Source organism: Flavobacterium caseinilyticum, assembly GCF_004349085.1.
Lineage (GTDB): Bacteria > Bacteroidota > Bacteroidia > Flavobacteriales > Flavobacteriaceae > Flavobacterium > Flavobacterium caseinilyticum.
Genome location: NZ_SMFM01000001.1, coordinates 249261 through 267541, shown reverse-complemented (window position 1 = coordinate 267541; position 18281 = coordinate 249261). Strand labels below are relative to the sequence as shown.

Genomic DNA, 18281 nt, shown 5'->3' with positions numbered 1-18281 from the left:
CTAAAATAATTTTTTTTGTTACAAAAGGAGTTGGGATTAACACTACGTTAAGATTTCACCACACGTAAAAACTTCCTTCAATCGAACCCCTTTTTCCGTCTTTTGTACGGTTATGATTTCATTGTGCGCATCGTGTTCTAAAAACAAATAATAATTATTCTCAGCAGCCGCTTTCATGAATTTTTCTTTTTCGGGCATCGTTAGTAAAGGTCTGGTGTCATAACCCATAACATAAGGAATAGGAATATGCCCGGCTGTTGCCAATAAATCAGCGCAAAAAACGATTGTCTTATCCTTATACTGAATGTGCGGAATCATTTGCTTTTCGGTATGTCCATCAGCAAAGAAGATGCCAAAACCCAATTCCGATTTTTCTAAAAAATCTCCTTCCGGCCTTTGGATGAATTGCAACTGCCCGCTTTCCTGCATCGGCAAAATATTTTCCGACAAGAACGATGCTTTTTCTCTTGGATTAGGTTTTGTTGCCCATTCCCAGTGATTTTCATTAGACCAGAATGTAGCATTTTTAAAAGCCGGTTCGTATCCTGTTTTGTCAGCGTTCCATTGTACGCTTCCACCGCAATGGTCAAAATGCAGATGCGTCATAAAAATATCCGTAATATCATCACGATGAAAACTGTATTTTGCCAACGATTTGTCCATGGAATGTGTTCCCCATAGCGAATAATAGCCAAAAAATTTCTCGGACTGCTTATTTCCCATCCCGGTATCAATCAGAATTAATCGGTTGCCATCTTCAATTAATAAACAGCGCGCCGCAATATCTATCAAATTGTTTTCATCAGCCGGATTGGTTTTGTTCCAAATGGTTTTTGGCACAACACCAAACATCGCTCCTCCATCCAATTTAAAATTTCCGGTTTCTATAGGATATAATTTCATGTCGTTTTGTGTTTTTTGAGAGTTCCCAAAGTTAAGGAATTCAAATGCTTTTGGTGGTTCCAAATAGCTTTTTTCTATTTTTGAATTGGTTATAAAAATGTTATCAATTATGGAAAAAGCATTTTATACACTATCTTTGTGCTTAATTTAGACAAAATCAATATAAGCTATGATAAAAGTTTCTGACACAGCAAGAAAAAAAATCATCGATTTAATGCAAGATGATGGTTTTGATCCTGCAATCGACTACGTAAGAGTAGGTGTAAAAAGCGGCGGATGTTCTGGATTGTCTTATGATTTAAAATTTGATAAAACAAAAAGCGAAGACGATAAAATTTTTGTAGACAATGATATTACTATCGCTGTTGAAAAAAAATCTTTTCTGTACTTAGCCGGAACAATATTAGAATTCTCAGGAGGAATTAATGGTAAAGGGTTTGTTTTCAATAATCCTAATGCCAATAGAACATGTGGTTGTGGAGAGAGTTTCTCTCTTTAATATTTAGACATCAATAATAAAGTTTAATATTCAATTTTTGAATCTTTAAATCTTTAAATCTTTAAATCAGAATGAGCAAATATACAGAAGACGACTTAAAAATCGAACTCGAAACTAAAGAATACGAATACGGATTTTACACCGAATTAGAATCGGAAACGTTTCCAATTGGTTTAAATGAAGATATCGTTCGCGCTATTTCGCACAAAAAAGGAGAGCCACAATGGATGACCGATTGGCGTCTGGAGGCTTTTCGTGCTTGGGAGCAAATGACAGAGCCAGAATGGGCTAATGTACATTATACGAAACCTGATTTTCAGGCGATTTCCTATTATTCAGCTCCAAAAGCAGTAGATCCCAATAAAACATTGGACGATGTAGATCCGGAACTTTTAGAAATGTACAAAAAGTTAGGTATCTCTGTCGATGAGCAAAAAATGATGAATAATGTAGCAATGGATATCGTTGTTGATTCGGTTTCAGTAGCGACTACTTTCAAGAAAACATTAGGCGAAAAAGGAATCATTTTCATGAGTATTTCCGAAGCCATCAAAGAGCATCCAGAATTAGTTCGTAAATATTTAGGAACAGTTGTACCGCAAAAAGACAACTTTTATGCGGCACTAAACTCAGCAGTTTTCTCTGATGGATCGTTCTGTTATATTCCAAAAGGCGTTCGTTGCCCAATGGAACTTTCAACTTATTTTAGAATCAATCAAGCAGGAACAGGACAATTCGAAAGAACATTGTTAGTTGCTGACGAAGGTAGTTATGTGTCTTATTTAGAAGGATGTACCGCTCCAAGTCGTGATGAAAATCAATTGCACGCTGCTGTAGTGGAACTAATCGCTTTGGACGATGCAGAAATCAAATATTCAACCGTACAAAACTGGTATCCTGGAAATAAAGAAGGAAAAGGTGGTGTTTTCAACTTTGTGACCAAAAGAGGAATCTGCGAGAAAAACGCAAAAATTTCATGGACACAAGTGGAAACAGGTTCTGCGATAACTTGGAAATATCCTTCGGTTATTTTAAAAGGGGACAATTCAACAGGCGAATTTTATTCAATTGCTGTAACTAATAATTTCCAACAGGCCGATACAGGAACCAAAATGATTCATTTAGGTAAAAACACTAAATCGACTATTATTTCTAAAGGAATTTCTGCTGGAAGATCACAAAACAGTTACCGTGGTTTGGTACGGATTTCTCCAAATGCAGACAATGCCAGAAACTTTTCGCAGTGTGATTCCTTATTAATGGGGAACAATTGCGGCGCACATACTTTCCCTTACATCGAAAGCAAAAATCCATCGGCAAAAATTGAACATGAAGCTACTACAAGTAAAATTGGCGAAGACCAAGTTTTCTATTGCAACCAACGTGGAATTCCAACCGAAAAAGCCATTGCCTTAATCGTAAATGGTTTCAGCAAAGATGTCTTAAATAAATTACCAATGGAATTTGCTGTAGAAGCACAAAAATTATTGGAAATTTCGCTGGAAGGTTCTGTAGGTTAATTTTTTAAATCTAAACAGCTATGGACATTATTTTAAAAAATGTAAAGAAAAAAGATTTTCCAGTGTTAAAATCACTGGCAAAATCGCTTGGTTTTGAAATTGTAAAAGAAGAAAAACCATATAATCCAGAATTTGTAAAAGAAATTTTAGATGCCGCAAAAGAAGTTAGAGAGGGAAAAGGAATTAGAATTACGATGGAGGAATTGAAAGAATTATGCAAATAGATTTTTCAAGTAAAGCCAAAGCGGATTTAAATTTTTGGATAAAATCGGGGAATAAATCGATATTGAAAAAAATATATTCTTTGATTGAAGATATTCAACTGCATCCATTTGAAGGACTTGGAAAACCAGAACCTTTGAAACATCATTTAATAGGATATTGGTCAAGAAGAATAAACCAAGAGCATCGAATTATTTATGAAGTTATAGACGACAATAACATAAATATTATAAGTATTATATCACTGAAAGGTCATTACGAATAAACAAAGACAACATGTTAAGTATAAAAAATTTACACGCCTCAATTGGGGATAAAGAAATATTAAAAGGAATCAACCTTGAAGTAAAAGCGGGAGAAATTCACGCGATAATGGGACCAAATGGTGCTGGAAAAAGTACATTGGCGTCCATCATTGCAGGGAACGAAAACTACGAAGTAACCGAAGGTGAAATCTCTTTAGACGGAGAAGACCTTTCGGAATTGGCACCAGAAGAAAGAGCACACAAAGGTGTTTTTCTTTCGTTCCAATATCCAGTGGAGATTCCGGGAGTTTCAGTTACCAACTTCATGAGAACTGCTATTAACGAAACGCGTAAAGCAAACGGTCAGGAAGAAATGCCTGCAAACGTAATGCTAAAAGTGATTCGTGAAAAGTCAGAACTACTAGAAATTGACAGAAAATTTTTGTCTCGTTCTCTAAACGAAGGTTTTTCTGGTGGAGAGAAAAAACGTAACGAAATTTTCCAAATGGCAATGTTGGAACCAAAATTGGCAATTCTTGATGAAACTGATTCTGGACTGGATATTGATGCGTTGCGAATTGTTGCCAATGGGGTTAACAAACTAAAAAGTGACAAAAACGCCATCGTAGTAATTACGCATTACCAAAGATTATTAGATTATATCGTTCCTGATTTTGTTCACGTGCTTTACAACGGAAAAATTGTAAAATCCGGTGGAAAAGAACTAGCGCACGAACTGGAAGAAAAAGGATATGATTGGATTAAACAAGAACAAGAAGCTTAAAATTTTGTTTGAAGTTTAAAGTTTAAAGTTGCCTCGAAATAACTTTAAACTTTTAAACCTTAAACTTTAAACAATATAAAAATGGAATTAAAAGAAAAATTACTATCGTCTTTTATGGCTTTCGAAGAGCGCGTCGATGTTCACTCTGAACTACATGACGTGAGAACTGCCGCCATAAAAAACTTTGAAAATAAAGGTTTCCCAACTAAAAAAGACGAAGCTTGGAAATATACTTCGCTAAATGCCATCTTAAAAAATGACTTTACCGTTTTTCCAAAACAAGAAAATGCAGTTGAATTCAACCACGTAAAAAAATACTTTTTACACGAAATAGACACCTATAAAGTGGTGTTTATTGATGGCGTTTTCAGTTCGCATTTATCGTCAACCACACACGAAGGAATTGATGTTTGCTTGATGTCATCAGCATTGACCAAACCAAAATACAAAATGGTTATTGACGCTTATTTTAACCAAATTGCCAACAAAGACGAAAGTCTGACTTCCTTGAATACAGCTTTCGCCATTGAAGGAGCATATATCAACATTCCAAAAAGTAAAGTGGCCGACAAACCTATTGAGATTATGTATTTCTCAACAGGAAATGAAGCAGCTCTTTTGGTTCAGCCGAGAAACTTGGTGATTGTTGGGGAGAATTCACATGTTCAAATTATCGAGCGTCACCAGAGTTTAAACGATAATCCAGTGTTAACGAATTCTGTTACCGAGATTTTTGCTCAAAAACGTGCTATCGTTGATTATTACAAAATTCAGAACGATACGCTTGAAGCAAATTTAATTGACAATACATTCGTGTCTCAACAAAAAGAAAGTCACGTTTCGGTTCATACGTTCTCTTTTGGAGGAAACTTAACAAGAAATAATTTGAATTTCTATCACTTTGGGGAACGATTGACAAGTACGTTAAACGGAATCACGATTATTGGTGAAAAACAACATGTAGATCATTATACTTTAGTGAAACATTCGGCTCCAAATTGCGAAAGTTTCCAGGATTATAAAGGAATCTATGCTGATCGTTCTACAGGCGTTTTCAACGGAAAAGTGTACGTGGAGAAAGATGCTCAAAAAACCAATGCATTCCAAAAAAGCAACAATATTTTATTGAGCGACAAAGCGACAATCAACGCAAAACCGCAATTGGAAATTTTTGCTGATGATGTAAAATGTTCTCACGGTTGCACCGTTGGACAATTGGACGAAACGGCAATGTTCTACATGCAACAACGCGGAATTCCTAAAAAAGAGGCCAAAGCATTATTGATGTATGCATTCTCGAATGCTGTTATACAAAATATAAAAATACCGGAATTAAAACAACGGATTACCAATATTATCGCCACAAAATTAGGCGTGAAATTGGGATTTGATTTGTAGTTTTTAAACACTAGGTTCGCAAAGATTTACACAAAGGGCACAAGGTTTTTTACTAAACTTTGTGCCTTTTGCGGTTTTTGCTTTGTGTCCTTTGCGATTAATTTTTCCGCAAACTGCCAATTATCCCTTTCAACATCCCATTGAAATCAAACTCAGGATTTTCAGTCAACCCCATTCTTACAATAACTAAATCAAGTGAAGGAATAATCGCCACCATCTGGCCTTGAAAACCGCTGCAGTAATACATATCCTTAGGAACATCAGGGAAATATCCGCCGGAATTGAGCCAAAAGTGCCCGCCGTATCTTCCGTTTGAAGTATTTGTTGGAGTTGCAGTGTATTTAGCCCAACTTTCATCAAAAATTTGTTCGCCGTTCCAATTGCCTTTGTGCAAATACAGCAACCCAAATTTCGACCAGTCTCTTGTAGTAGCCCAACCGTAGGAGGAACCTACGTAATTTCCCGCCATATCTGTTTCGATTACCATCGAGTTCATTCCTATTTTATCAATCAAAGCTGCATACCAAAAATCTAAATATTGCTGATGCGTTTTGAACTGCTTCCGCAAAATTCCGGAAAGCAAATTTGTCGTCCCCGAAGAATAATTCCAGCTCATATTTGGCTTGAATACCGCCGGTTTTTCCAATTGGACGCGTGACATATCTCCTGCTTGAAAAAGCATTTCAGTGGCATCGCAAATTTTATCGTATTTCTCTTCCCATTCCAAACCGGAATTCATGTGTAATAAATCATTGGTCGTAATTATTTTGCGTTCGTCGTTTTTCCATTCTGAAATTGGAGCGGGTTCATAAATGTCATATTTCCCCTGTTTTTGAAGAATTCCAAACATGGCGCTGGTAATACTTTTGGTCATAGACCAACCCAATAATTTGCTGTTTTTATCGAATCCGGAATCGTACTTTTCAGCAATGATTTTGTCTTTATAAATCACTAAAAGGGAACGTGTTCTTTTTTTGATTTCGTTCTTATCATCAAAAGCATTGGCCACAGCAACATTCAATTTAGAATAATCAACGTTACTAAAAACGGTGTCTCTGGGTTCGTTATTTCCATATGGAAAAGGTAAATTATTATTCAACTTTGTTCTTTTGGGAACCAAATACGGCTTTGAAACATCAAAATCATCGTTGATCAAAGTGGCACCTAAACCTTCGCGGTAAATTGCTTTTCGTTCTTTTAAACCGTAAACCGAAGCAGCGGCAAACTTTCCGACATCTTCAATTTTATTTTTGGCCAGATCAATCATATCGATATCATTGTCGCCTTTCTCAATCATTTCCTGCGAACGGTTATCAATAAAATGTCCCGAGGCGATACTTTTGGCTGAAAAGCCTGAAATTAAATCCAGTTTTGGATAAGTAGTGAACCCCAAATAAAAGATTCCGATAAAAGAAGCAAAACCAACGAGCTTGAAGAATTTTTTCATAGAGAATTAATTTGAAGCAATTTAATAAAAAAGAACCACATTTTTGAAACACTTGGTAATACCGAAAAATGATTTTTCTGTGAGCAAATATTTTTTATTTAAACCATTAAGAAATTAAGTTTCATTAAGAATTAACACTTAATTTTTCTTAATTTCTTAATAGTTAAATTTTCAAGGAGAAATTATTTCCTAAAATATTCCGAGTTACCAAAAAAGCAAGGTTTACAGTCGTGTTTTATTTTTCATAATCCTTATTAATAACAACTTTTATTAACAAGTGTTTGCCAAAAATTAATTCCAATTTCACTACTTTTGTATTTAGAAAAATTCTAAATAATGCAAGGCTAATTTCAAATTAGTCCATCTAAAAATGTTGAATATTGGTGTTCTATCTAACCAATAAAAACATTAAAAAAAACATACCTATGTTAGACATAAATAAAATTAGAGCCGACTTTCCTATCCTTTCTCAGAAAGTAAACGGAAAACCATTGGTTTATTTTGACAACGGAGCCACTTCGCAAAAACCACAAGTTGTGATTGATGCGATATCAAAATACTATCAGGAAATCAATGCTAATATACATCGGGGTGTTCACACCCTAAGTCAATTGGCTACTGATGCTTACGAAGCTTCTCGAGGGAAAATTCAAAATCACATCAATGCTAAGTTTGCTTATGAAGTGCTTTTTACTTCAGGAACAACGCATGGAATCAATTTAGTGACCAATGGATTTGCTTCAATTTTGAGACCGGGCGATGAAGTTTTAGTATCGGCAATGGAACACCACAGTAACATTGTGCCTTGGCAGATGTTATGTGAGAAAACGGGAGCGACTTTGCGCGTGATTCCAATGAATGAAGATGGCGAATTGATTATGTCCGAATATGATAAACTACTTTCAGATAAAACTAAAGTTGTTACCGTAAATCATATTTCGAATGCATTAGGAACGGTCAATCCAATTAAATACATGATTGACAAAGCGCATGAAGTTGGCGCGGCAATTTTGATTGACGGAGCACAAGCCGTTCCACATTTAAAACCAGATGTTCAGGAATTAGACTGCGATTTTTATGTTTTTTCAGGACACAAAATATGTGGTCCAACAGGAACCGGGATTTTGTATGGAAAAGAAGCGTGGTTGAATAAATTACCGCCCTATCAAGGTGGAGGTGAAATGATCAAGGAAGTGACTTTCGAGAAAACTACCTACGCAGAATTACCTCATAAATTTGAGGCAGGAACACCAAATATTGCCGGCGGAATTGTTCTGGGAACTGCCGTTGATTATATGAACGAAGTTGGTTTTGACAACATTCAACAACAAGAAAAGGAATTACTCGAATACGGAACCAAACGATTATTGGAAATTGAAGGTTTGAAAATTTTTGGCACCGCCAAAGAAAAAACTTCCGTAATTTCGTTTAATATTGAAGGCATTCATCCGTACGACATTGGCACTATAATTGACAAATTGGGAATAGCTGTAAGAACCGGCCACCATTGTGCGCAACCCATTATGGATTTCTTCAAGATTCCGGGAACGATTCGAGCTTCATTCGCCTTTTATAATACCAAAGAAGAAATAGATGTTATGGTCGAAGCAATTAAAAAAGCGCAACTCATGTTGTCTTAAAACATAAAATGAACTACACATGAAAATTCTAACAATAGTATTCCTGACTATTTTTATGAGCAATGGTTGCGATAGCGCCAGCGCTCAAGATATTGAAACAGCTATTGTTGAATACACAGTCAACACCAGAGGTTTTTATCAGAAAATAACGGTCAAAAATCACATGATGACCGTTTCAAAAGACAGAGAAGGAAACGACAATCCGGTACCAACGAAAATTTCTGATGCAGATTGGAAAGAATTAGTAGACTATTTTAAAACGATTGAACTCGATAGTTTATCCAAATTAAAAGCACCAACCGAAAAACGATTTCATGACGGCGCGGCTATTGCTAATTTGAAAGTCACATTTAAAGATAAACCGTATGAAACAACTGATTTTGACAATGGTTTTCCACCAAAAGAGATTAAGAAATTTGTAAATAAAATAACCTCACTAGCTAAAGAATAACACTGAAATAAATTCAGCTTACTATGAAAATCAAAGAAATACAAGACGAAATCGTTGATGAATTCTCCATGTTTGATGACTGGATGGAGCGTTATGAATATATCATCGAATTAGGGAAAAAACTCCCCTTAATAAAAGAAGAATTTAAAACCGAAAACAACATTATCAAAGGTTGCCAGTCAAAAGTGTGGTTGCAAGGGGAACAAACGGATGACAAAATTGTTTTCACTGCTGACAGCGATGCTATTTTGACAAAAGGAATTATTGCGATATTAATCCGAACTTTTTCCAATCAAAAAGCTTCAGATATTCTTGAAGCTGACATGGATTTTATTGATGAAATAGGCTTGAAAGAACATTTATCGCCAACGCGCGCCAATGGATTGGTATCGATGATAAAAAACATTAAAATGTATGCTTTGGCGTTCAACGCAAAGAATTGATTTAGGCTTTTAAACCATAAAAGTAATTTTATAAAATATAAGAGGTATTTTTCAAGATGCATTTCTTGAATATTAATAAACGAATTTTGAAGTGCATTTTGCAACTTTAAACTTTAAACTTTAAACTAAAAATAATGGAACAAGAAATAGACACCACAGAGTTAGGAGAATCAATCGTAAAAATATTAAAGACTATTTACGATCCGGAGATTCCTGTAGATATTTACGAATTAGGATTGATTTATGACGTGATGGTCAATACAGATTATGAAGTAAAAATCCTGATGACACTTACCTCTCCAAACTGCCCTGTTGCAGAAAGTTTACCTAGAGAAGTAGAAGAAAAAGTAAAATCGATTGCTAATGTAAAAGACGCTGAAGTAGAAATCACTTTTGATCCGCCTTGGAGTAAAGATTTAATGAGCGAGGAAGCAAAATTAGAATTGGGAATGCTTTAAAATGGCGCGGACTCAACCCAAATCTTTAAACGATCAAAAAATTGGACTAAAATCTTCTTTTGATTCGCTTTTTTTTATACCCCGCTTTTTCAAAGAAATTTGGCGTACTAACAAAACGTTATTCTTAACATCCGCTTTTTGCAGAATCGTTGCGGCTTTGTTGCCAGTTGCAATTTTATGGGTTGGGAAACTCATTTTTGATGCCATCATCCAAATTACAACACACGGCGAAAAGGATTATTCTGCGCTATGGCATTCTGTAGCAATAGAGTTTATACTCGTCGTGTTATCTGATTTGGTAGGTCGCGCAATTTCACTTACTGATGGAATTCTTGGAGATCAGTACAATATCAATAGTTCGATTAAAATTATCAAAAAGACTAATGAAATCGATATTAGTCTGCTGGAAAATTCTGAATTTTACGACAAGCTTGACCGAGCTAGAACGCAAACGGCAGGTCGTGTCGATTTAATGTCGAATGTTTTAGGTCAGGCGCAAACTACTATTTCTATCTTTTCGCTTGTAATAGGATTGATTTATTTTGAACCTTATTTAATTGTCTTATTGATTTTAAGCATTTTTCCGTCTTTTATTAACGAAGTACGTTTCAGTCAACAACAATATTCGCTCGCTAGAAGCTGGACCTCCGAAAGAAGGGAATTGGATTACCTTAGATTTATTGGCGCCAATGATAAAACGGCAAAGGAAATTAAGCTTTTTGGATTAACTAGCTTTCTGGTCGAAAGATTTGAAACCCTTGCAACGCGCTATTTTAAATTAAATAAAGCGCTCGTTGTAAAACGTTCCAGTTATGGGTTTTTATTTAATGTTTTAGGATCAATTAGTTATTATGCAGCATATGTTTTTATAATTTACAGAGTTCTTTCGGGCGGAATTACACTTGGTGAATTAACTTTTTTATCCGGGAGTTTCAATCGTTTAATGAGTAGTCTGCGAGATTTTTTTTCGAAATTTACTCGGATATCCGAAAGCTCTTTATATCTGAAAGATTATTTTGATTTTCTTGACATTCCGTCCGAATATAAAAATGAAAAGGAGGTTCCGTTGCCAGAAAAGATCAAAATCGGATTTGAATTTAAAAACGTCTATTTTGCTTATCCGGAATCTGATAATCAAATAGTAAAAGACATTAGTTTTGTTATAAAAGCTGGAGAAAAAATAGCATTCGTTGGGCAGAATGGTGCTGGAAAAACAACACTTACTAAATTATTGCTTCGGTTTTACGAGCCAACATCGGGTGAAATTTTGCTTGATGGCATCAATATAAATCGATATAACAAGGCCGATTACCAGGAATATTTTGGAGTCCTTTTTCAGGATTTTTTCAAGTATGAATTTTCAGTGAAAGAAAATATCGCCATCGGCAAAATTGATGAAATTAATGATTACGAACGAATACAAAAAGCGGCTGAATTGAGTTTGGCCGACGAAGTTGTCTCTGAATTAAAGTATGGCTACGATCAACAACTAGGAAAACGATTTGCCAAAGGTCAGGAACTATCCGGAGGACAATGGCAAAAAATTGCATTGGCGCGGGCTTACATGAAAAACGCTGAGGTTATGATTCTAGACGAGCCCACATCGGCATTGGATGCCAAAGCTGAAAGCGAAGTTTTTGAACGATTTATAGGATTAATAAAAGATAAAACCAGTGTAATAATCTCTCATAGATTCAGCACTGTGAGACAGGCAGACCGTATTTTAGTCTTACAAGAAGGTAAGATCTTAGAATCAGGAACGCATAATGAGTTAATGGAAAATAAAAAATTATATGCCCAACTGTTCACGCTGCAGGCTGAAGGCTATCTATAAAAAAATGGTATGGAAGATGAAATAATAAATAAAGTTGCGAATAGTGTATTGGTAGTTTTTGATCTAGAAGATTATTATCCAACGGGGATTCGTACGCAAATCGATATTTCACAATGGCTTTTAGAAGGCTTTTTATTGAAAGAAAAAGACTTTCGGGAGGAGTTGAAAAATCACGATTGGTCACAATATCAAGATCAATATGTAGCTATTCATTGCAGCACCGATGCTATTGTTCCGGCTTGGGCTTCTATTTTGGTTGCAATTCAATTAGCGCCATTTGCAAAGAAAATCATCAATGGAACTTTGGAAGATTTAGACGCCTCACTCTATGAAGAGTTACTTTCTAAAATCGACTACTCAATTTATAAAAATAAGCCTGTTATCATAAAAGGATGCTCCAGAAAACCCGTTCCAATGCGGGCTTATGTATTAGCGGCGCATTACTTACAACCTTTTGCAAGAAGTATTATGTACGGAGAGGCTTGTTCAGCCGTTCCTTTATACAAAGTGCCTCAAAATAAATAACTTATCTCATTTTTTCTTATTTTTAATAAAAAAATAGATGTTATGAAAAAAACTATACTTTCATTCTTTTTTATTTTGGTCATAATATCTGTAACTGCACAGGAAACTGCAAATGATACCGTAAAACTCTGGACCAAAAACGGGAACATTTCTTTGCTTTTTAATCAGACTGCTTTTAATAATGATTGGCTTGGCGGCGGAACTTCGAACCTTGCCGGAAATCTTGGTCTGAATTATGATTTCAATTATAAAAAAGGAAATGTGGTGTGGGACAATAAAATTATCGCTGCATACGGTTTAACCAAAATAAAAGGTTCGGAAACTTCAAAAACAGATGACCGGTTGGAATTGAATTCTCTTTGGGGAAAAAAAGCCAAGGGAGACTGGTATTACTCCCTGTTTTTTAATTTCAAAACACAAATGGATGTGGGTTACGATAAAGACGGCAATAACATTTCCCATTTCTTTTCACCTGCCTATTTTCAATTTGGACCTGGAATGTGGTGGAAAAAAAGCGATAATTTGAGCGTCAATTTTTCTCCCGCGACAGCAAAATTAATTGTTGTTCATCCTCATTATACTGAATTCGGCCCTTCTTTTGGAGTACTACAAGGCGATTCTTCCCGATTTGAATTTGGAGCCAGTATTTCCGGATATTACAAATTCAATGTAATGGCAAATGTATCTGTGGAAAACAGATTGAATTTATATTCGAATTATTTAGACAATCCACAAAACGTCGACATCGATTACCAAATGAATGTATTCTTAAAAATAAACAAATACTTATCGGCAAATGTAGCTTTACAGGCCATTTATGATGACAATTCCGTAAAAGCCGTTCAGGTGCGAGAAGTATTTGGATTAGGCGTTAATTACGGTTTCTGAAAAAACCACTTTTTATCACTATTTATTGAAAATCAAACACTTGTGTGAAATATTTATTGCCAAAAACGGCAAAAAAACCATCTTTTTCACTACATTTATTCTCCTATTTAACCTACTAAGACATAATGGTAAGCATTTTAAAATAATAATCTTTTTTTAAAACTTCGCCTTATGAAAAAATTACTTTTATTCGTCCTGTGTGCGACCCTTTTTGTAGCGTGCAAAAAAGAAGCAACACCAAAAACAATGTCAACTTCTGACACATCTGAAACACCAACTCCTCCAACAGAATTTGCCGACAGCAAATATTCCGATACGGGAAAAAAAATGTTAGCGGATTTATCCAAAAACAACATGGATTCCTGGACAGACAGCTTTGCAGAGGATGCCAAGTATTACTGGAATAATGGAGACAGTCTGGTAGGCAAACCAGCCATAGACAAATACTGGAGAGACCGCAGAGCTAACGTTATTGAAACCATCACTTTTGAAGATCAAATTTGGATGCCGATTAAAGTAAATGAGAAAGGCAACATTCCAATGGATGGCATCTGGCTTCTAGGCTGGTACAAAACCACCGCAAAATACAAAGGCGGCAGGAGCATGACACAATGGATTCATTCTACCTACCATTTTAATTCGAAGGATAAAATTGATAGGGTTCACCAATATCTAGATCAAGTGCCTATTAGGCAAGCAATGCCACCGAAGAAATAGTTTTTAAAGTCCCAGTTTACAACATTCAGAATGTATCCAATAAAAAACGGCGCTCTTTTGAGTGCCGTTTTCATTTATTACGAGTTTTAGTGAATCGCATTGGAAAAACTATAATTTGTGTTTTAATTTAACCCGGTACTCTTAGTAAATAAGCAGTAATGAATTTTACTCCTTCAATTTATATCTAATTCCAATGAATCCGCGTATAAATAGATCATTTAAATCTATCTCATACAACGGATTAATTTCGATATTTATTGAAATATTTTTTAAATTTTCAAATGGTTTAATTGCAATTCCAATTGGAATAACCACTCCGTTTATATTATTTAAAATTACTCCAGCTCCAAAATATGTTTCATAATTTTCTTTTCGTAAATAATTATAATTCACTATTATTTCCGGTGTCAAATTGTCAATATTGGTACCCGAATAAATTCTTAAATCACTCCACAATTTATCATTAAATTGATAACCGACTGCAAATTTAGAGTTAGAGTCATTCGCGTAAAATGAAGTAGATATTTGTGAATAACCATTTGAATAAATTACAACAAGAATTAAAAAGAGAATTAGTTTTAAAAGTTTTGGATTCATAATGTTAATTTAAAATAGTAAAAAAATTGATTAAGAAAAGAAATTTTATCTGCTTTATTTTTTTAAATCACAGTTAACCTGTGAGGATGTATTATAAATATTAGCTCATAAATATTTTCAAATATATTCAATTTTTCTTACAAATTCACAAGGAATACCATTAAAGAAATTAGGACCACCAAAGCCCACATGAAGAATGGCAGTAGATTCTCATAAAGTTCCATATTTAAAGTGCCCAAAACCTTACTATCTTCTTCAAAATTACTGTAAACTTACACTTGTTCCGTTCAATACTGGCTTTAACTTTCTAGTTGCACATGCAATAATTCTGACTAATACCTGCTAGAATTTTTTTTAGATTTCGTCAGTTGTTTCAGTTTTTAATGTCATTTTCAAGGTTAAAAATCCTAGTAATCCTGCTATCAATGAGGAAATTAAGATTACTAATTTTGAATTGTTAATGATCGTATCGCTTTCAAATGCCAGTAATGTTATAAAAATGGACATCGTAAATCCAATACCTCCTAATAATCCAATACCAAAAATCGATTTCCAATTCAGACCAGTAGGAAGTTTACACAATCCAACTGACACCGCTAAAAAAGTCAAAAGAAATATCCCTACCGGTTTGCCAACAACAAGTCCAAGTGCAATTCCAAGACTATAGTTTTCGGTAAGTGTTTGCGAAAGGTCACCACTAAAAATAATTATCGTGTTAGCCAAAGCAAAAATCGGCAAAATGATAAAAGCTACTGGCTTATGTAAGATGTGCTGTAAAATATAGGAAGAAGATTTTTCATTTCCGTTACCAAACGGAATAGCAAATGCTAATAAAACTCCTGTAATTGTAGCATGAACACCGGACTGCAGCATAAAATACCACATAACAACTCCGCCAATTAAGTACGGGATCAAATTCCTAACTTTAATTCTATTAAAAACCAACAGCAAGGCAAAAATTCCTAACGCAATAAAAAGATTTGTAAAAATTAATGTCTTTGTATAAAACACTGCAATAAATAGCATTGCAAATAAATCATCGATAACAGCTAAGGCGGTCAAAAATATTTTCAGAGAAAGCGGAACTTTATTATCCAAGAGCGATAAAATACCCAATGCGAAGGCAATATCTGTTGCCATTGGAATTCCAATGCCCGCTTGCGTATCGGTTCCATAATTGAACACCAAATAAATTCCGGCGGGTACCAACAAACCACCAATCGCTCCAAAGGCTGGAAACAATGCATTTTTTATATTTGAAAGCTCGCCTTTATAAATTTCTCTTTCTAATTCTAAACCTATAAGCAAAAAAAAGATTGCCATGAGTCCATCGTTTATCCAATGCTCTAACGTCAAGCCTACTACTTTGGTTTGAAAAAAGTCCCGATAATCTGTTCCAAAAATGGAGTTCGCAAGAACTAATGATACAATTGTACAAGCTATTAATACAAGCCCGCCTGCTTTTTCACTGTCAAAAAATTCTTTAAATAGTTTAGTTGCTTTCATTTATTTACTCTAATTGTTAATTGTTTAATCGGTTATTTTTAGTGGAATGAACACGTGCTTCAGTTCCTGTTTTTCTTTAAAACTTGTTTATAACTAGTCTCTAAAGCTTTTATAAACGAAGTATCGTTTTTCCAAAACCCCTAATATAAAAACAATTTATTAAAGGTTTGGTATTTACTGTATAAAAAACAGACTTTTTTTTCATGAAAAAATGGTTTGGGCTTCCACAGTATAATACTATATTTAATTAGTACATACCTTCGTTGACGATCGTTTGCAACGTATATCTATTTGATTTTGTATCATAAATAGAGCGTTTGCAACGTGATTATTTAAAGCTGGAAGAAGATATAACATCATTTAAGCTAAGGCATAAAAAAATCCCTCGTGAAAATTTCAAAAGGGATTGGTATATTTTATGTCTCAAAGAAAATTATTCAATTTCATCTTCGTCTATATCTTCTTTCTCCACCGCGTCTTTATAATCCGGATACAAAAACTTATTATACGGAAAACGGGTAATATGAATATGTCGGACCGCTTCATAAACGCGTTCTCTGAATTCCTCGAAATTTTCTTTGTTTGTAGCCGAAATAAACAATGCATTTTGCTCGCCTACTCTGCTCATCCAAGTCGATTTCCATTCTTCCAGCGTATTATGTCTTGGCGTTTTTTCGGTCATTAAATCATCCTCATCAATAGTCAAATGCTTGTAGGCATCAATTTTATTGAAAACCATAATTACCGGTTTATCATTGGCTTTAATGTCCAGTAAAGTTTGGTTTACCGATGCAATATGATCTTCGAATTCCGGATGCGAAATATCAACTACGTGCAATAACAAATCGGCTTCGCGAACCTCATCGAGCGTACTTTTAAAAGAATCCACCAGTTGTGTCGGCAGTTTCCTGATAAATCCTACGGTATCCGAAAGCAAGAAAGGCAGATTTTTAATGACTACTTTCCGAACGGTGGTGTCCAAAGTTGCAAAAAGTTTATTTTCTACAAAAACGTCACTTTTCCCAACGGCATTCATCAAGGTTGATTTCCCAACATTGGTATATCCCACCAAAGCCACACGAACCATAGCGCCACGATTGCCGCGCTGAGTTCCCATTTGTTTGTCGATGCTTTTTATTTTTTCTTTCAATAATGCGATTCGGTCACGAACAATACGTCTGTCAGTTTCAATCTCGGTTTCACCAGGTCCACGCATTCCGATTCCTCCTTTTTGGCGTTCAAGGTGAGTCCACATTCCGGAAAGTCTTGGTAATAAATATTGACATTGCGCTAATTCTACTTGCGTCCTGGCGTACGAAGTTTCGGCACGTTGCGCAAAAATATCCAAGATAAGGTGCGTTCTGTCCAGAATTTTACATTCCGTAATGATTTTAGAAATGTTTTTTTGCTGTGAAGGCGACAATTCATCATCAAATACCAAAGTCGAGATATCATTTTCTTTTACAAATTGATGAATCTCTTCTATTTTTCCAGTTCCAACGAATGTTTTAGGATTAGGACGTTCCATTTTTTGAGAAAAACGTTTAACCACTTGGCCTCCTGCGGTAAAAGTCAAAAACTCTAATTCGTCAAGATATTCACGGAGTTTTTCTTCACTTTGGTTTTGAGTTACAATACCAACTATTGCCGTTTTTTCGAAATTTATTACTTCTTTTTCTAACATGTCTTTGAATAAGCTACAAATTTAATGATTTGCTTTGTACTTATGAAGTTATGGCTTTATAAAAAATTAGAAGCCGTAAATAATGAAAGTTTTTTGGTCGAGCCAAATAGTAATTTTATGAAAAATTTTGTCTCAATTAAAATAAATCCGGGCACAGATTTCTACAGTTGAAAGAGCTTTTGTACTTTAAAAAAGAAAAAATTAGCCACAGATTCTAACAGATGAAACGGATTTTCACAAGTTGCACAAGAGATAAATTGTAGTATTTGTAAAAAAGAGTTTATGCCACCTTTAGAAAAGATTAAAAGATTTTCAAGGCTACATGACGAATTAATCTGTGCTAATCTGTGAAATCTGTGGCAAAGAAATTTAGATTTTTAATAATTCTGGGAATTCGTGGCTAAAAAATTCATGCAACAGAATTTGGTGAATTTGCGGTTATTTAGAAAACTGATGCTTTTGAAGCACTCACCTTAAAACAAATTTTATTTTGATAAATTACATCATTTGAAATCAATTT

General features: G+C 34.8%; 19 protein-coding genes. 14 read left to right on the top strand and 5 right to left on the bottom strand.

Going from position 1 to position 18281, the window contains the following annotated elements:
- Positions 1-42: 42 nt before the first annotated feature.
- A complete protein-coding gene (locus E0F89_RS01210; RefSeq protein WP_131908043.1) occupies positions 43-903 on the bottom strand; it encodes an MBL fold metallo-hydrolase in 861 nt (286 codons plus the stop codon).
- 169 nt (positions 904-1072) lie between these two features.
- Between E0F89_RS01210 and E0F89_RS01205 the strand changes: the two genes are divergently transcribed.
- From E0F89_RS01205 to sufD, 6 genes are all read left to right on the top strand, one after another.
- The gene (locus E0F89_RS01205; RefSeq protein WP_131908042.1) at positions 1073-1402 is read left to right on the top strand and encodes a HesB/IscA family protein; all 330 of its coding nucleotides are present in this window, start codon (positions 1073-1075) and stop codon (positions 1400-1402) included.
- A 71-nt stretch (positions 1403-1473) separates the two neighbouring features.
- Positions 1474-2922, top strand: coding sequence for a Fe-S cluster assembly protein SufB (gene sufB, locus E0F89_RS01200; protein ID WP_113664807.1), 1449 nt, complete (start codon positions 1474-1476; stop codon positions 2920-2922).
- Between the two features lie 20 nt (positions 2923-2942).
- Entirely contained in the window at positions 2943-3146 is a 204-nt protein-coding gene (locus E0F89_RS01195; RefSeq protein ID WP_131908041.1) for a DUF2683 family protein, read from the top strand.
- Positions 3137-3409: a Txe/YoeB family addiction module toxin gene (locus E0F89_RS01190; protein ID WP_131908040.1), complete on the top strand. Its 273-nt coding sequence runs from the start codon at positions 3137-3139 to the stop codon at positions 3407-3409. The genes E0F89_RS01195 and E0F89_RS01190 overlap by 10 nt, the downstream gene beginning before the upstream one ends.
- A gap of 11 nt (positions 3410-3420) precedes the next feature.
- Entirely contained in the window at positions 3421-4173 is a 753-nt protein-coding gene (sufC, locus tag E0F89_RS01185; RefSeq protein WP_131908039.1) for a Fe-S cluster assembly ATPase SufC, read from the top strand.
- A gap of 81 nt (positions 4174-4254) precedes the next feature.
- A complete protein-coding gene (gene sufD, locus E0F89_RS01180; protein ID WP_131908038.1) occupies positions 4255-5571 on the top strand; it encodes a Fe-S cluster assembly protein SufD in 1317 nt (438 codons plus the stop codon).
- A gap of 97 nt (positions 5572-5668) precedes the next feature.
- Here sufD and E0F89_RS01175 read toward each other — a convergent pair whose 3' ends face one another.
- Positions 5669-7018, bottom strand: a complete 1350-nt coding sequence (locus tag E0F89_RS01175; RefSeq protein WP_131908037.1) for a serine hydrolase domain-containing protein — start codon at positions 7016-7018, stop codon at positions 5669-5671.
- A 425-nt stretch (positions 7019-7443) separates the two neighbouring features.
- Here E0F89_RS01175 and E0F89_RS01170 point away from each other — a divergent pair, with 425 nt between their 5' ends.
- The 8 genes from E0F89_RS01170 (at position 7444) to E0F89_RS01135 (ending at position 13974) form a co-directional block, all read left to right on the top strand.
- Positions 7444-8658 carry an aminotransferase class V-fold PLP-dependent enzyme gene (locus tag E0F89_RS01170; protein WP_131908036.1) on the top strand — a complete coding sequence of 405 codons (1215 nt, stop codon included), beginning with the start codon at positions 7444-7446 and terminating at the stop codon, positions 8656-8658.
- Positions 8659-8677: 19 nt separating this feature from the next.
- Positions 8678-9109, top strand: a complete 432-nt coding sequence (locus E0F89_RS01165; RefSeq protein WP_131908035.1) for a hypothetical protein — start codon at positions 8678-8680, stop codon at positions 9107-9109.
- 23 nt (positions 9110-9132) lie between these two features.
- Positions 9133-9552 carry a SufE family protein gene (locus E0F89_RS01160; RefSeq protein WP_131908034.1) on the top strand — a complete coding sequence of 140 codons (420 nt, stop codon included), beginning with the start codon at positions 9133-9135 and terminating at the stop codon, positions 9550-9552.
- A gap of 134 nt (positions 9553-9686) precedes the next feature.
- A complete protein-coding gene (locus E0F89_RS01155) occupies positions 9687-10010 on the top strand; it encodes an SUF system Fe-S cluster assembly protein (RefSeq protein WP_131908033.1) in 324 nt (107 codons plus the stop codon).
- Between the two features lies 1 nt (position 10011).
- Positions 10012-11844, top strand: coding sequence for an ABC transporter ATP-binding protein (locus E0F89_RS01150; protein WP_131908032.1), 1833 nt, complete (start codon positions 10012-10014; stop codon positions 11842-11844).
- 9 nt (positions 11845-11853) lie between these two features.
- Complete coding sequence (locus E0F89_RS01145; protein ID WP_131908031.1) at positions 11854-12369, top strand: DUF2480 family protein; 516 nt, start codon at positions 11854-11856, stop codon at positions 12367-12369.
- Positions 12370-12411: 42 nt separating this feature from the next.
- The gene (locus E0F89_RS01140) at positions 12412-13257 is read left to right on the top strand and encodes a DUF3078 domain-containing protein (RefSeq protein WP_131908030.1); all 846 of its coding nucleotides are present in this window, start codon (positions 12412-12414) and stop codon (positions 13255-13257) included.
- Positions 13258-13428: 171 nt separating this feature from the next.
- Positions 13429-13974, top strand: coding sequence for a nuclear transport factor 2 family protein (locus E0F89_RS01135; RefSeq protein WP_131908029.1), 546 nt, complete (start codon positions 13429-13431; stop codon positions 13972-13974).
- A 165-nt stretch (positions 13975-14139) separates the two neighbouring features.
- Here E0F89_RS01135 and E0F89_RS01130 read toward each other — a convergent pair whose 3' ends face one another.
- From E0F89_RS01130 to hflX, 3 genes are all read right to left on the bottom strand, one after another.
- Positions 14140-14571, bottom strand: a complete 432-nt coding sequence (locus tag E0F89_RS01130) for a hypothetical protein (protein ID WP_165929957.1) — start codon at positions 14569-14571, stop codon at positions 14140-14142.
- A gap of 354 nt (positions 14572-14925) precedes the next feature.
- A complete protein-coding gene (nhaA, locus tag E0F89_RS01125) occupies positions 14926-16077 on the bottom strand; it encodes a Na+/H+ antiporter NhaA (RefSeq protein WP_131908028.1) in 1152 nt (383 codons plus the stop codon).
- 433 nt (positions 16078-16510) lie between these two features.
- On the bottom strand, positions 16511-17761 hold the full coding sequence (gene hflX / locus E0F89_RS01120) for a GTPase HflX (protein ID WP_131908027.1): 1251 nt from the start codon (positions 17759-17761) through the stop codon (positions 16511-16513).
- Positions 17762-18281 lie beyond the last annotated feature (520 nt).

Excerpts from the sequence above, each read along its gene's own strand:
- E0F89_RS01205 (WP_131908042.1), top strand. The coding sequence starts at position 1,073 with ATGATAAAAGTTTCTGACACAGCAAGAAAAAAAATCATCGATTTAATG.
- E0F89_RS01160 (WP_131908034.1), top strand. The coding sequence starts at position 9,133 with ATGAAAATCAAAGAAATACAAGACGAAATCGTTGATGAATTCTCCATG.
- sufB (WP_113664807.1), top strand. The coding sequence starts at position 1,474 with ATGAGCAAATATACAGAAGACGACTTAAAAATCGAACTCGAAACTAAA.
- E0F89_RS01150 (WP_131908032.1), top strand. The coding sequence starts at position 10,012 with ATGGCGCGGACTCAACCCAAATCTTTAAACGATCAAAAAATTGGACTA.
- E0F89_RS01130 (WP_165929957.1), bottom strand. The coding sequence starts at position 14,571 with ATGAATCCAAAACTTTTAAAACTAATTCTCTTTTTAATTCTTGTTGTA.
- nhaA (WP_131908028.1), bottom strand. The coding sequence starts at position 16,077 with ATGAAAGCAACTAAACTATTTAAAGAATTTTTTGACAGTGAAAAAGCA.
- sufD (WP_131908038.1), top strand. The coding sequence starts at position 4,255 with ATGGAATTAAAAGAAAAATTACTATCGTCTTTTATGGCTTTCGAAGAG.
- sufC (WP_131908039.1), top strand. The coding sequence starts at position 3,421 with ATGTTAAGTATAAAAAATTTACACGCCTCAATTGGGGATAAAGAAATA.
- E0F89_RS01165 (WP_131908035.1), top strand. The coding sequence starts at position 8,678 with ATGAAAATTCTAACAATAGTATTCCTGACTATTTTTATGAGCAATGGT.
- E0F89_RS01140 (WP_131908030.1), top strand. The coding sequence starts at position 12,412 with ATGAAAAAAACTATACTTTCATTCTTTTTTATTTTGGTCATAATATCT.
- E0F89_RS01135 (WP_131908029.1), top strand. The coding sequence starts at position 13,429 with ATGAAAAAATTACTTTTATTCGTCCTGTGTGCGACCCTTTTTGTAGCG.
- E0F89_RS01155 (WP_131908033.1), top strand. The coding sequence starts at position 9,687 with ATGGAACAAGAAATAGACACCACAGAGTTAGGAGAATCAATCGTAAAA.
- E0F89_RS01195 (WP_131908041.1), top strand. The coding sequence starts at position 2,943 with ATGGACATTATTTTAAAAAATGTAAAGAAAAAAGATTTTCCAGTGTTA.
- E0F89_RS01190 (WP_131908040.1), top strand. The coding sequence starts at position 3,137 with ATGCAAATAGATTTTTCAAGTAAAGCCAAAGCGGATTTAAATTTTTGG.
- E0F89_RS01170 (WP_131908036.1), top strand. The coding sequence starts at position 7,444 with ATGTTAGACATAAATAAAATTAGAGCCGACTTTCCTATCCTTTCTCAG.
- hflX (WP_131908027.1), bottom strand. The coding sequence starts at position 17,761 with ATGTTAGAAAAAGAAGTAATAAATTTCGAAAAAACGGCAATAGTTGGT.
- E0F89_RS01145 (WP_131908031.1), top strand. The coding sequence starts at position 11,854 with ATGGAAGATGAAATAATAAATAAAGTTGCGAATAGTGTATTGGTAGTT.
- E0F89_RS01210 (WP_131908043.1), bottom strand. The coding sequence starts at position 903 with ATGAAATTATATCCTATAGAAACCGGAAATTTTAAATTGGATGGAGGA.
- E0F89_RS01175 (WP_131908037.1), bottom strand. The coding sequence starts at position 7,018 with ATGAAAAAATTCTTCAAGCTCGTTGGTTTTGCTTCTTTTATCGGAATC.